The organism is Paenibacillus cremeus, assembly GCF_007786445.1.
In the GTDB taxonomy this organism is placed as follows: domain Bacteria; phylum Bacillota; class Bacilli; order Paenibacillales; family NBRC-103111; genus Paenibacillus_G; species Paenibacillus_G cremeus.
On sequence record NZ_VNJI01000003.1, the window covers coordinates 136,331 to 149,027 of the forward strand.

Sequence of the window (12,697 nt, forward strand, 5' to 3'; positions counted from 1 at the left end):
ATATGGCGATTATTATTAATATTGATGTGATGTTAGCAAAACGAAAAATGAGTGTAACGGAGCTTTCGGAGAAGGTTGGAATTACTATGGCGAATCTTTCTATTCTGAAAAATGGGAAAGCGAAAGCGGTTCGTTTTTCAACATTAGAAGCGATCTGTAAGACTTTGGATTGTCAGCCTGGTGATATTTTGGAATATAAAAGCGATGACAACACTCAATAAAAACAGACAACAAATTGATTTAACGGGAGTCGATTGAGAATTTAAGGGATAGCTATTAAGCTATCTCTTCTTTGCGTTGAGTATTGTATTGAGTTATTTTCGAGATTACTACGCCCTCTAGCTATCACATTTTGAAATAACGGGTATTGAATCTTTTCATAACTACATCAAATTTCATTGTGGTAACATAAGCTGCATAGCAAACGTACTGTATGAACCTTGTGACAACAGGGGATGATAGAATGCCTAAGAATGGAGATCCGATAAGAGGTATCAAGGTATGAGTGATCCGGTACTAACCAAAATAACGAACAGTCCGAAGCGGAAGTCGCTATTTCATTTTACGAGAGTCCGAAACTTGCTTTCCATGGTGCAGCAAGATGCTTTGTACTCAAGTCATCAGGCTGATCCGGCTTGGTCGAATGGAAGACGGGAAGTGCGAAGAGAAATTCATTTTCACGGCCAAGTCTATATAGCCAATGCTCATCTGCGGATTGCGGATCAAATGATGGCCGCCAATACAACGCATCAACAATTTTATCATTATTTGGATCAGCACGTATTTTTTTGGCCGACGTATCGCGACTGTCTTAAAATGCTCGAGATGTATTCAAAACGAGAACCTCAGGAAGCCTTCGCCATCCTTCAACTCGATGCCTATTCGCTGCTGTTTGATTACCACAACAGAGTGAAATTGTCCAAGTACGATTCCGGAAGCTCGCCTCGGTACGCGAATCGTTGTTCCTATAAAAAGAGTCTTCAAATGTTTTTGCCGCTAGAGCAGTTCGAGATGGTACGGGAAAATGATGTGCCTACGAAGCCTTCAGAGATCCGAGAGGTGCTTGTGGAGGAAAAAGTAACGAACCTGTCCCGTTATTTACAGGCCGTTTACTGCAATGAGATGAAGGAGATACCCGATGGTTGGAGGATGTACGCACAGTCACTACAGGATTTTAAGAAAGGGGAACTAATGAAATGATTTGGAGCATTCTAAAATCCCGAAGCTTTTTGCTCGCATATATTTTAGTCATTCTGATGCTTAAGGATGCTCACATCTGGCCAAAGTGCTGCGGCGATCCTTCAAGAAATCATCGAACAAGCGCAAGATATTCTAAAATAATCGTAGAGTACGTCTAAAGTCCGCGTAAATATCCCGCGGACTTTTTTATTTTCATCTCAATCTGGAAAATCATCAATCAAGGTTCTAAACCCCCATTGAGTAAGACTGTTGTTAAAAAAGCTCCGACTGGCGGCAACTCTTGACTCGGAATCGGAGTGCCTGTGAGTCTCGTATTTGTTGTTGCAATCCAGGTCCCATGCTCACCTGCTTGTATTGAGGGAGGCTTCATAAGAAGTGTTCCATTTAGGATATAATGCCGCACTTTAATGGATGCATCATCCAATATACTTAAATGACCAGAATACGATGCATAAGGGGAGTCCATTTTTAATTGCTTGGCTCCCTCATCCCACGTTCCATGGATCGGGATCTCCGAACCACGAAAATTAATACTTCCCATTACTCGGTTACCAGTAACCGAATTGATGCTAAATGTGCCAAACACAACGGGTCTACCCCCTGCATTAGCTTGGATACCCCACCGTGAGGGGGACGGAATACTAGCCATCTTAATCGCTCCTTATTCAATGAGACCGTAGGTATTTGTCATACTGAATTCATTTTATGTAGGTGGATCACCATGTGTCTGTACGGATGCCTATCAGGTACAGTAAGATGAAATAAAGTATTACAAGGGGGATTGACTATGCATGTAGTTACGGCCGAGGAAATGAGACGCATAGATTTTGATACCATTCAGCGCATCGGGATCCCAGCATTAGTTCTGATGGAAAATGCAGGGCGCGCCGTAGCGGAAGAAATCATCGGTATGGCTCCTCAGGTTGGCCGGCGCTGGCTGATTCTGGTCGGCAAAGGCAATAACGGCGCTGATGGGCTGGTCACCGCACGTCATTTGCTGGAGGCAGGAGTGGAAGCGACGGTCGTTTACACCGTTGATCCGGCATCGCTTACAGGCGACGCAGCCGTGCAGCGGGATATTGCCGCGAAGCTGCAGATCCAGGCTATGCGATACGGGATCGACACTCTCGATTGGCGCGACTATGACGGAGTTGTCGACGGTCTGCTTGGCACTGGATCAAAGGGTGCGCCTCGCCACGTTTATGCCAAGCTTATTGAACAAGCGAACGCCAGCGGGCTCCCGATCGTTGCCATCGATATTCCCAGCGGGATCAACGCGGATACCGGAGAGATCAACCAGCCTTGTATCCGTGCGACCAAGACAGTAGCATTGGCCTTCAAAAAACGCGGACTCCTGCAGTTTCCTGGTGCCGAGTGCGCAGGGGAGGTCGTAGTGCGCCCCATTGGAATTCCTGTCGGGCTTGCCGACGAACACGAAGTCACCACGTTCGAGTTGAACGATAAGGCACTGGAACGAAAGCTAGCTGCCTCTTCTGCTTTACGACGCGCCCCAGACGCTCACAAGGGGACAGCCGGCCATGTGCTTGTAGCCGCTGGATGCCGCGCGTATAGCGGAGCGGGGCTGCTCGCTTCGACGGCTGCTTTGCGGGGTGGCAGCGGCCTCGTAACTTGGGCAGCACCTGCTGCACTTGTTCCCACTCTTGTCGGGCACCAGCCGGAGCTGATCCTTGTCCCTGTTAGCGATAACGGGCAAGGGGATTGGGATGGCACAAGCATTCAAGATTTACTAAAGCTGATAACGGGCAAGCAAGCGCTTGTCGTGGGGCCGGGCATGGGGCGTTGGAACGGGGATACCGAGTGGCTTCGCGAGGTCTGGGAGAGCACCACCCTCCCGCTCGTTATCGACGCCGATGCGCTGAACATGATCGCGGATGCGCCTGACTTCCCGGAATGGCGAAGAAGGGAGGAGGCTACGATAATGACGCCTCACCCGGGCGAAATGGCGCGGCTCGCCAAGCTGCCGACGAAGGAAGTTCAGCGAGATCGCATCGAACTCACTCGTCGCTATGCAGCCGAGCACGGCGTTACGCTCGTGCTCAAGGGAGCCCGCACGGTGTGCGCCACCTCGCATGGCGAGGTGTACATCAACGTCACCGGGAACGCGGGAATGGCCACGGGCGGCTCCGGCGACGTGCTCGCCGGCCTCATCGGCAGCTTGCTCGCCCAGGGGTGTTCCGCCGCACAGGCGGCTGCACTAGGCGTTTATCTCCACGGGGCAGCGGGGGACAGAGCTGCGGCTAAACGCCCATCGACCAGATCTCTGATTGCAGGCGACATTGTCGATGAGCTGTAGAAGGAAGCACTGCTGCGAAAGCGGTAGTGCTTCCTTTTCTATTTCTTGGAATAATGCAGCATAAATCCACACAAAATAAAAATCGAAAAATTGGGAAAGGAGGGAAGTGCCATAGAGCTTAGCAAGCCAACCCTTCCACTGGACGTGAGCGAACGTGTTAACGTCAACTCCGATGCATTGCGACATATTTTTCATAATTGTGCGGATGTCGTATTTAGACCTTTAAAATTTATGGATCAGTCCGATCTGCTGCTCGTGTACATTGAAGAGCTGACAGACTCGGATAAATTGGAACAGATTATTACAGCCTGTTTGCTTTCTCAGGATGTTGATCGGCTGAAGCAATATCAAATGGTGAATCAGCTTTCGGAAATTGTAGCCAAAGTGTTGAAAGGCAGTACAGCCATTTTTGTAGACGGAAAGCCTTTTGCTTATGTAGCAGACCTGACCGATTTCAAACAGCGCGCCATTAATGAACCATCGAATGAGGCGAATATTCGAGGACCGCGTGAAGGATTTACCGAGGACCTCAAAACTAATTTAAGCATGATCCGAAGAAAAATCAGTCATCCGAAGCTCAAATTCGAGAAGCATCAAGCCGGAGAACTGACGAATACGGAGTTTGTTGTGGCCTATATCGAAGATGAGGTCAAACCCGAGCTGCTGCAAGAAGTCCGTAGAAGACTTGAAGCGTTTCAAACGAATCAGCTGCTGGATTCCGGATATATTGAAGAATTTATCGAGGACAAGACCTTATCCTTTTTTCCGCAAATCCAAAATACCGAACGTCCGGACACCGTATCCTCGAGTCTTTTGGCAGGCCGAATAGCGATTATCGTCGACGGCTCTCCCAATGCACTATTAGTGCCGATGACCTTTTGGGCGGGATTTCAAGCGGCGGAAGACCATTATGAACGATTTTTATATGTTTCGGCTGTGAGGCTTTTGCGGTTCCTGCTTGCCATGATGTCCTGTTTACTTCCCTCTATTTATGTTGCACTTACGACATTCCATCCCCAAATGATCCCGCTTGCTGTCATGCTCAGTATTTCGGTATCTCGAGAAGGGATTCCGTTTCCCACCGTGATCGAAACGTTGCTCATGGAGCTCATGTTCGAAGGGCTGCGAGAAGCCGGTCTACGGCTGCCTAAAGCCATCGGTTCAGCCGTGAGTATCGTAGGGGCACTGGTCATTGGAGAAGCCGCTGTCCAAGCTGGGTTTATCTCAGCTCCCATCGTGATGATCGTTGCAGGTACCGGAATTGCTTCATTTGCGTTTCCGAGCTATAGCTTGGCACTGCCCTTTCGAATATTGCGGTTTCCACTTCTAATATTAGGTGGATTCATGGGGCTGTATGGGGTCGCGATTGGAGTCATGTTCGTCATGATTCACCTTGTGACACTGAAATCCTTCGGTGTCCCCTATTTAAAACCGTTAACTCCGATCGGCCAAAATATCTGGAAGGATACGCTATTACGAATGAATAAACGGTACATATCGGCGCTGCGTAAGCCATGATGAAGAAAGTCGGTCTAATGATGTGCTTGATACTGACCACGCTATTGACGGGCTGCTGGGATCGAAATGAAATTAATAATTACGCGTTCTGGATTGGAACGGCCCTGGATTTGTCGGAGGATGGAAAGCTTGTCAAAAGCGCTCAGGTTGCCGTTCCCGCCGATTTCAAGAGCAAGCAAGGGGGCGGGGGATCCGGTAAACGAGGAGACATTGTTCTGACGGCTACCGGAACGTCCATCGTTGACTTGACCCAGCAAGTTCAAGATAAGCTGCCCCGCAGGGTGTTTCTAGGTCACCGCAGATCCATTTTCATTGGTGAAAAGCTTGCCAGAAAAGGGTTAGTCGAGATCATGGATCAGTTTACACGGAATACCGATACGCGGATGCGCACGGATATCTTCGTTGTGAATCAAGGAGAAGGCAAAGATGTATTAAAAATTAACAGTCCCTTTAATCAATTCTCCGCCATCGTCGCTGTAGATCAAGACCGATACTGTCGTTTAGGGGACACGGCTCTGCGGGATGTTTTACTCGATGTAGGATTGGATGGCATCCGGCCTTCCATGCCGATGGTCGATATTTCACCGAATAATGAACAAGAGAAAGCGGAAATCATGGAAGTGAAATCGGTTGCGATCTTTAATAAAAACTTGCAAATGGTCGGTAAAGTGTGGGGGAGAGAATCGCTGGAGATGTTCTGGGTGAAAGGGGTATTAAAAGAACAATTCATCACCGAAGAAATCGAGGAAGGCAGCATCTCTTTATACGAATCCAATTTAAAGAAATTCGTTCGTACAGAAATTAAAGGTAATCGAATTAAAGCTTTTGTACAGCTTGAGGGAACGGGACGAGTACTGGAAAACAACACGAATATTGATGTTTCCGTAACCGCAGAACGTGTTCCGCTGGAGCGTAAGCTCAATGAAATCAAAGCCAAGAAGGTCGAAGCTACGATTAAGAAGCTGCAGCAGCAGTTTGGACAAGATGCGGTTGGAATCGGAGAAGAAATTCACAAAGAGCATCCGTACCAATGGAAACAGCTTCGGGGCAATTGGGATCAGCTTTTCCCGACGGTTGAGGTATCCGTGAAGGTCAAATTGAAAATTCAGAACACGGGGGATATCGGAAGGCGTATCCCAGGGATTGGAGAACGAAAGTGAAAATTACACCTTGGCAGTTGTTTTGGACGCTCACTACGTTAGAAATTTCCATGAGTATTTGGCTCACGGTATCTCCTACGATTGAAACTTCTAGACAGGACGCATGGATTTCCCTTGCCGTGGCCGGTGTCATTGGATTTGTCGTGACTCTGATTTACGTTCAAGTGTGTCAGCGGAATGCTTCTCAAACCCTGGTGGAGTTTGCGCAGACGCTCTTGGGAAAATGGGTCGGAAAGCTCATCGCTGTGTTGTATATTTTAATGTGGTTTACGGTGTCTGCCGATATATTGAGAATCTTCTCCTTGTTTATAAAGCAATTTCTGTTTCACGATACGCCGATTTGGGTGATTGCAATCCTTATGGTCGCCGCTATGGTGTACATCAACTACGCAGGAAGCATCGAAGCCATTGCTCGCTTCAGTGAAATGGCCGGACCGCTGCTTCTAGTCGGCATTATCATAACGTTCGGATTAAATGTACCTAATCTGCGCCCCTCGCTCCTTTTGCCTATATATGCAGACTCTGGGGCCATAGCCATATTGAAGGGGTCATTCGTGAATGCCTCATTCCTGGGAGAGTCGATGATGATCATGATGTTAGTGCCGTTTATTACGAATTCGCAAAAGATGCTGAAGCCCACTTTACTCGCGATTTGTGTTCCGTCCTTGATCGCCGTCTTTACGGCTATTTTTGTCATTATGACCTTCGGGACCAATGTCGGCTCCACTTTAATTTTTCCCTATTTTAGTATGGTGCGCTTTATCAATTATCTAGAATTCATTCAAAACATGGATGTTTGGATTATGTTTATATGGATTTTCGGCGTTTTTGTAAAGCTAGCCATTTACTTATTCATCAACAGCTTCGGAACCGCGCAATTGCTCGGCATCAAGAATTGGCGAGCAGTGATCGGATTTGCAGCAGCCGTCATTTTCACGATGTCCCTCGTGCCCGCAAACATCATTGGACTATTGGATTATGCCAAATTCGTATGGATCATTTACATTTTCCCTATATTCATTGTAGGCTTACCAATTATTTTATGGCTTGTAAGTCTTCTCAGAGGCCAAAAGCGGGAGGCCAATCTAATATGACCAGATTAAAAGGAACCATTGCCATAGGGGCATCATAGTCGGGCCGCGAATTTCGCGGCTCTTTTCTTTTATGGGTTAGTAGCTGTACTTGCTCCTGATGCTTGTGTTTTAATGAAAGGTGAGATTTTAGATGAAAGCTGCGGAAGTGGGATGTTATGAAGCGACTAACGATTGGCTTGTTAGCCCATGTGGATGCGGGCAAGACAACTTTTGCCGAACAACTGCTTTACCATACGAATAGCATCCGCTCGCGGGGGCGGGTGGATCATAAAGATGCCTTTTTGGACAGCCACGATATCGAGAGGGCCAGGGGGATTACAGTGTTCGCCGATCAGGCGGTGATGGAATATAAAGGTGATGTGTTTTATTTGATTGACACGCCTGGGCATGTCGATTTCTCCCCAGAGATGGAGCGAGCGATTCAAGTCATCGATTACGCCATTGTGATTGTCAGCGCTGTGGAAGGTGTCCAAGGCCATACCGAGACGGTTTGGCAGCTGCTGCACAAACATCGGATTCCGGTGTTTTTCTTTATCAACAAGACGGATCGGATCGGAGCGGATGTTGCACGAGCCGAAGAAGAAATTCGTCGTCATTTGACCGGGGAGATCTGCTCCATCACGGATGGCTTTGGGGACGGTATCGTCAGTGAGGCGCTGCGGGAGGCTATGGCTGAGCGGGATGAGTTTCTGCTGGAAGCGTTTCTGGAGGGAAGGGAGGATCCCGTCTTCTGGCTGGAGGCCTTGCAGATGCTGGTGCGAGACGGCCGGCTGTTTCCCTGTGCCTATGGCTCTGCGCTGCAGGATACGGGCATTATTGAATTTTTGGAGCAACTGCATCAATTGACGACATCGTCTTATGACGAATCAACGCCGTTCGGGGGGCGAATTTATAAAATTCGGCACGATGCAAACGGAATGAGGCTAACGTTCATCAAAGCGCTGAGCGGTACGCTAAAGCTGCGGGAGCAGCTCGGCTATGAGCAAGACGGACTGCGATACGACGAGAAGATTACACGAATTCTATTGTTTAACGGTATGAAAGCGCAGTCGGTAGAACAAGTGGCCGCCGGCGATTTGTTCGCGGTTGCTGGTTTATCTGCCGCCGAGGCAGGACAAGGCTTAGGGCTCTATTCCGACAAGTTGGCCTATGAGTCGGAGCCGACGCTGCAGTCGAAAGTCCAATTCGACGATTCATTGCATGTACAGCAAGTGCTCGGTACATTTCGCATTCTGAATGCGGAGGATCCGTCTTTGAATGTCGTCTGGGAAGAGAGCCTGCAGGAGATTCACATTCGCGTCATGGGTTTGATCCAGCTGGAAGTGCTGCAGCAGCTCGTCAAAGAGCGATTCGGCTTCGCAATCTCTTTTAGTCAACCTGAAATTCTATATAAGGAAACGATCCAGTCCGTTGTGACCGGCTATGGGCATTTCGAGCCGCTAAGGCATTATGCGGAAGTGCACCTCTTGCTTGAGCCGGGGAAACGAGGAAGCGGGATCCAATTCGAGAGTGCATGTCATCCAGATGTATTAGGCTTTAACTATCAGAATTTGATTCGGACGCATCTCTATGAACGCGAGCATCATGGTCTGCTGACCTCCATGCCCGTGACTGATTTGAAGATTACATTGCTAAGAGGCGCCGCACATAACGAACATACGCATGGCGGCGATTTCCGCGAGGCCACCTTCCGCGCACTGAGGCAGGGACTGGAGAAAGCGGACAATTTGCTGCTGGAGCCCTATTACGACTTCAAAATCAAGGTGGGAATCGACGAGATGGGCCGAGTTCTGTCCGATATTCAGCGTGCCTCAGGTACGTTCGAGCCGATGCAGACGCTTGATACCCATGCAGTCATTACGGGAAGGGTGCCCGTCTCGACATTTATGAGCTACAGCACGGAGCTAGCTTCTTTCACCCATGGACGCGGCAGCATCCGCCTCAGGTTCTGCGGCTACGACCGGTGCCATAATGCAGAGGAAGTGATCGAACGGCTAGGCTACAACAAGGAAGCCGATCCTCTCTATACCTCCTCCTCAATTTTCTGCGCAAAAGGGGCTGGCTATTCGGTGCCGTGGTATGAGGCGGAATCCAAGATGCACTTGCTCTAAGTGGAGCTAATGATATTTTATTGAGCTATGGAGAAGCATGGTGGATTACCAAGCGATGCGTGATGATCCGAAGCCGCTGCCGTATTTTCAGGAACCATTGAAGTTGGCTACCTTTGAACCGGGGATGTATAAGGTCGTCAAAACCTTTGAATCAACTAAGGTGGGACAAGCTTAAGCTGAAGCGGGAAAGAAAATAACCCAAAAAGGTCGCGTATTAATTAATTTGCGGCCTTTTTGGGCTGTGTGATAAAGCTTGTTTCAAGCATTTGCCCTGGCCGCTTTCGCAGATTCTCGGAGCCGTCGATCCGTGAGGGTCATGACAAGCGCTATTATGCTGATGGCGATCATGATCAAGGCGATATGATGCATTCCTTCATCTGAAACCTTCTGGTGAAAGACGATGCCGATTAAAGCCGAAGAAGCGATGGAACCGATATACCCGAAGGTGCGAAAAAGACCCGACGCGGTTCCGATCTGATCCGCCGTGACCTGAGTGTACAGCGCAATCTGATTTCCGCTCACCATTGTGCCCATAGTAATGCCGAAAATAAAGGTGATCGTCAAAATCCAAATCATCGGCGTGCTTGCTGTGAGAAAGAGAACGCCGATCGAGGCGACAATGGAAGCTAAGGCGGAAACCATGAGCGGCCCAAGGATTAGATTCCGTTTCGAGATCGGTCCTACCACGACGGCCGAGAGTGCGCTCATCGGCAGCAGCATCAGACCGGATTCCATCGACGACATGCCTCGAGCCGTCCCGATCCACTCCGTCACACCGTAAAGCACCGTGTAGATGCATAACGTCAGTGACGCGAAGCGCAAGTAGGTTCGGGTAAGGGCAAGATTCGACGCAAGCAGGCGTACGTCAATAAAAGGATGCTCCACGCGCAGCTCTTACCCGATGAAAGCACCGCCAAGTGCAAGAGCCAGTACGAGAGCAATCCAGGATGGATCCGGCAGTGAAAACAAAAAAACAGGAGGGAGGTTATAGCGGCGGCGAAGCCGATAATGCCGGCCAAGTCGATTCGCGTGGCGATCCTCCGGAAATTCAATTCTCCTTTAAGCGACTCGTCCCGGGGAATCCAGCGGGCGGCCATGTACAGCGCCGTAAGCGCAAAGGGAATATTGATCAAAAACGTTGTACGCCATCCCCACGCGGCCACGAGCACACCGCCAAGCGGGAGTCCCTCAACAGACGTGGAGACACCTGCAATCTGAAGCGCGCCCAGCACGTTTCCGGGCGGCTTGGACATCCCTGCCGCTTCGGCTCTTCGGCGGATCAGGAGCATGGCTGACGGATAAGCAGTCGAAGTGCCGATGCCGATGAGTATCCGCGAAACGGCCAACGCAATCAAGTTCTGCCCCATCCCGCCCGTCAAGCCGCCAAGCAGTACCAGAACAATGCCGGCAAGGAACACCCGGCGGGGGCCGAACACTTCGGACAGTTTTCCGGCAGTAGGCTGAGCAATGGAGCTCGCCAGATAGAGGGCTGTGACCAATAAGGTTGTTTGTGACACTGGGATATGCAAGTACGCAGCAATCGGCACCAGAGCGGTAGCGATCATGGAGCTATTAATCGGGTTGAGCGTCGATCCCATATACAGCGGCGCCGTGAATTTCCAGGAAAAAGGGGTTCGATCGGACATTGATGATTTCGCTCCTTTCTCTGTTGACTGCCCTCAATCGTTCGGAAGGCCGTTAACCCAATCGTCGACCGTGGACACCTCTGCTTGACGAGGAAACACTTTCTCGGTGAGCACGCGATGAACTTCAGGATCAGGGTCGCCACATGCGTCCGAGAGCACGCGGATGGCATAATCCTTATCGGCCGCTTCCCGCAGCGTCGACAGTACAACGCCGCTCGTGGAGATTCCGGTCAAAATCAAGGTATCGATTTGCTTGGAGCGGAGAATGATTTCCAGGGTGCTCCCGGAAAATGCGCTGACCCGGTGCTTGGTGACAACCGGTTCCCCGTCTTTGGGCTGGAAGGACTCGTGAATTTGCGTCGCTTCGTCCAAAACCGTCATGCCGCCCATTTGACGGATGGCAGAGAATGTCTTGTTTCTGGGACTTACTTCTGGGTAGCCTTCGCTGAACGCGACGCGGACGAAGATGACCTGAATGCTGTGCCGTCTTGCGGCTTCTACCGAACGCCTAACCGCTTGCAGCACCTCCTGATTGTGCTGAAAGCGTGATACGATGCCATTCTGCATGTCCATGACCAGCAAGGCTGTGTGTTCTTGATTATTCATCGGTTGTTACTCCTTTGGAATTGGATTATAATAAGCGGAGAGTTCTCCACTAAATAATAAACGGAGAAGTCTCCGTTTGTCAAAGCTTTGTAATTTAGAGGTGGGGATTTGATCATATGAAGAACAAGGGAGAACTCCAGACCCGGCCAGAACGCCGCGATGCGGCGGAGAACCGCCAGCGTATCCTGGATGCGGCGCTGAAGCTGTTTGAGCAAACCAGCGTGGAGCAAGTCAGCATGAATCAAATAGCAATCGAAGCTCAAATCGGACCAGGAACCCTGTATCGCCGTTACCGAAACAAGAGCGAGCTGTGTTTGGATTTGATCAAAGACAATCTGGTGCTGCTTTTCGACGATATTTACGCCTACCTGAAAGAGCGCGAGGCGGATTCGCCCGAGCAACGGCTAAGAGGAATCATCAGCTTGTTTATCCGATTCCGCGAGCGGAAACTGGAGCTGCTAAGAGGGGTCGAGGAGGGGGCGCTGCCGGCGTCGGGGAAGAGTACACGAAGCCCAAGCCCGGTGTATCATGAGTTGCATGAAATCTTCTGCGAGTTGTTCGGCGAGATGACCGCCAGCGAATCCGCTGGCCCTGGGAATGTGTTTAAGGCCGACATGCTGCTGATGGCGTTGAAAAATGAATCTTATGTGTTTCAACGCGAGGTTCGCGGCTATTCACCTGACACGTTTTTGGAACAGCTGTGCTCGACCTTTATTCCGACCTTCGAACAGAGGTAAACGAAGAAAAGCCTGCTCACAGCCGCGCAATGACGGTAGATCAGGCTATTTTTGCTTATTCAATGGATTTTCATGCAAACTTGCTGCAGGTAGGCCGAGAAACTGGCCATATTCATTTTCATGAATCGATTGTCACCTTCAAGCTTGCTCAACATAATGCCACCTTCCAGTAACGTAAAGGCAAACGAAGCTAATGCGTCCTGGTCTAGATCTTCCTTGAATTCCCCGTTTTGTATCCCATCATCTACGCGGATATCGTCGAAAGAATAGTTTTTTTGTAGTATTATTTCATATAAAGACCGTCATGATGA

Annotated in this window: 14 protein-coding genes; 9 read left to right on the forward strand and 5 right to left on the reverse strand. The window is 49.6% G+C overall.

Translation table 11 applies throughout. The features are described 5' to 3' along the window. Positions 1 to 2 precede the first annotated feature (2 nt). Both FPZ49_RS03715 and FPZ49_RS03720 read left to right on the forward strand, forming a co-directional pair. Positions 3 to 221 (forward strand): helix-turn-helix domain-containing protein, encoded by a 219-nt coding sequence (locus FPZ49_RS03715; RefSeq protein WP_144843375.1) that lies wholly within the window; start codon positions 3 to 5, stop codon positions 219 to 221. Positions 222 to 501: 280 nt separating this feature from the next. Next, positions 502 to 1,200 carry a DUF7002 family protein gene (locus FPZ49_RS03720; protein ID WP_144843378.1) on the forward strand — a complete coding sequence of 233 codons (699 nt, stop codon included), beginning with the start codon at positions 502 to 504 and terminating at the stop codon, positions 1,198 to 1,200. A gap of 217 nt (positions 1,201 to 1,417) precedes the next feature. Here the strand turns inward: FPZ49_RS03720 and FPZ49_RS03725 are convergent, their stop codons facing one another. After that, complete coding sequence (locus tag FPZ49_RS03725) at positions 1,418 to 1,786, reverse strand: hypothetical protein (RefSeq protein ID WP_261381227.1); 369 nt, start codon at positions 1,784 to 1,786, stop codon at positions 1,418 to 1,420. A gap of 201 nt (positions 1,787 to 1,987) precedes the next feature. Between FPZ49_RS03725 and FPZ49_RS03730 the strand changes: the two genes are divergently transcribed. The 6 genes from FPZ49_RS03730 (at position 1,988) to FPZ49_RS35335 (ending at position 9,572) form a co-directional block, all read left to right on the forward strand. Continuing rightward, a complete protein-coding gene (locus FPZ49_RS03730) occupies positions 1,988 to 3,514 on the forward strand; it encodes an NAD(P)H-hydrate dehydratase (RefSeq protein ID WP_144843384.1) in 1,527 nt (508 codons plus the stop codon). Between the two features lie 144 nt (positions 3,515 to 3,658). Further along, a complete protein-coding gene (locus tag FPZ49_RS03735; protein WP_391563802.1) occupies positions 3,659 to 5,032 on the forward strand; it encodes a spore germination protein in 1,374 nt (457 codons plus the stop codon). Next, the gene (locus FPZ49_RS03740; protein ID WP_144843386.1) at positions 5,029 to 6,192 is read left to right on the forward strand and encodes a Ger(x)C family spore germination protein; all 1,164 of its coding nucleotides are present in this window, start codon (positions 5,029 to 5,031) and stop codon (positions 6,190 to 6,192) included. The genes FPZ49_RS03735 and FPZ49_RS03740 overlap by 4 nt, the downstream gene beginning before the upstream one ends. Then, positions 6,189 to 7,286, forward strand: a complete 1,098-nt coding sequence (locus FPZ49_RS03745) for a GerAB/ArcD/ProY family transporter (RefSeq protein ID WP_186445590.1) — start codon at positions 6,189 to 6,191, stop codon at positions 7,284 to 7,286. The genes FPZ49_RS03740 and FPZ49_RS03745 overlap by 4 nt, the downstream gene beginning before the upstream one ends. A 155-nt stretch (positions 7,287 to 7,441) precedes the next feature. Further along, positions 7,442 to 9,397 carry a GTP-binding protein gene (locus FPZ49_RS03750; protein ID WP_144843392.1) on the forward strand — a complete coding sequence of 652 codons (1,956 nt, stop codon included), beginning with the start codon at positions 7,442 to 7,444 and terminating at the stop codon, positions 9,395 to 9,397. 37 nt (positions 9,398 to 9,434) lie between these two features. After that, positions 9,435 to 9,572 (forward strand): hypothetical protein, encoded by a 138-nt coding sequence (locus FPZ49_RS35335; protein ID WP_186445591.1) that lies wholly within the window; start codon positions 9,435 to 9,437, stop codon positions 9,570 to 9,572. Positions 9,573 to 9,655: 83 nt separating this feature from the next. On the opposite strand, the gene FPZ49_RS36335 is transcribed toward FPZ49_RS35335, so the two are convergent. The 3 genes from FPZ49_RS36335 to FPZ49_RS03760 are packed head-to-tail and all read right to left on the reverse strand — an operon-like array spanning position 9,656 to position 11,649. Continuing rightward, on the reverse strand, positions 9,656 to 10,282 hold the full coding sequence (locus tag FPZ49_RS36335) for an MFS transporter (RefSeq protein WP_222429856.1): 627 nt from the start codon (positions 10,280 to 10,282) through the stop codon (positions 9,656 to 9,658). Further along, positions 10,201 to 11,043, reverse strand: coding sequence for an MFS transporter (locus FPZ49_RS36340; RefSeq protein ID WP_222429857.1), 843 nt, complete (start codon positions 11,041 to 11,043; stop codon positions 10,201 to 10,203). The genes FPZ49_RS36335 and FPZ49_RS36340 overlap by 82 nt, the downstream gene beginning before the upstream one ends. A gap of 33 nt (positions 11,044 to 11,076) precedes the next feature. Further along, a complete protein-coding gene (locus FPZ49_RS03760; RefSeq protein ID WP_144843395.1) occupies positions 11,077 to 11,649 on the reverse strand; it encodes a cysteine hydrolase family protein in 573 nt (190 codons plus the stop codon). A 116-nt stretch (positions 11,650 to 11,765) separates the two neighbouring features. Here FPZ49_RS03760 and FPZ49_RS03765 point away from each other — a divergent pair, with 116 nt between their 5' ends. Continuing rightward, complete coding sequence (locus tag FPZ49_RS03765) at positions 11,766 to 12,386, forward strand: TetR/AcrR family transcriptional regulator (protein WP_144843398.1); 621 nt, start codon at positions 11,766 to 11,768, stop codon at positions 12,384 to 12,386. A gap of 59 nt (positions 12,387 to 12,445) precedes the next feature. Here the strand turns inward: FPZ49_RS03765 and FPZ49_RS37410 are convergent, their stop codons facing one another. Next, positions 12,446 to 12,673 carry a TetR family transcriptional regulator C-terminal domain-containing protein gene (locus FPZ49_RS37410; RefSeq protein ID WP_391563803.1) on the reverse strand — a complete coding sequence of 76 codons (228 nt, stop codon included), beginning with the start codon at positions 12,671 to 12,673 and terminating at the stop codon, positions 12,446 to 12,448. Positions 12,674 to 12,697 lie beyond the last annotated feature (24 nt).

Excerpts from the sequence above, each read along its gene's own strand:
- FPZ49_RS03715 (WP_144843375.1), top strand. The coding sequence starts at position 3 with ATGGCGATTATTATTAATATTGATGTGATGTTAGCAAAACGAAAAATG.
- FPZ49_RS03720 (WP_144843378.1), top strand. The coding sequence starts at position 502 with ATGAGTGATCCGGTACTAACCAAAATAACGAACAGTCCGAAGCGGAAG.
- FPZ49_RS03730 (WP_144843384.1), top strand. The coding sequence starts at position 1,988 with ATGCATGTAGTTACGGCCGAGGAAATGAGACGCATAGATTTTGATACC.
- FPZ49_RS03740 (WP_144843386.1), top strand. The coding sequence starts at position 5,029 with ATGATGAAGAAAGTCGGTCTAATGATGTGCTTGATACTGACCACGCTA.
- FPZ49_RS03750 (WP_144843392.1), top strand. The coding sequence starts at position 7,442 with ATGAAGCGACTAACGATTGGCTTGTTAGCCCATGTGGATGCGGGCAAG.
- FPZ49_RS35335 (WP_186445591.1), top strand. The coding sequence starts at position 9,435 with ATGGTGGATTACCAAGCGATGCGTGATGATCCGAAGCCGCTGCCGTAT.
- FPZ49_RS36340 (WP_222429857.1), bottom strand. The coding sequence starts at position 11,043 with ATGTCCGATCGAACCCCTTTTTCCTGGAAATTCACGGCGCCGCTGTAT.
- FPZ49_RS03760 (WP_144843395.1), bottom strand. The coding sequence starts at position 11,649 with ATGAATAATCAAGAACACACAGCCTTGCTGGTCATGGACATGCAGAAT.
- FPZ49_RS03765 (WP_144843398.1), top strand. The coding sequence starts at position 11,766 with ATGAAGAACAAGGGAGAACTCCAGACCCGGCCAGAACGCCGCGATGCG.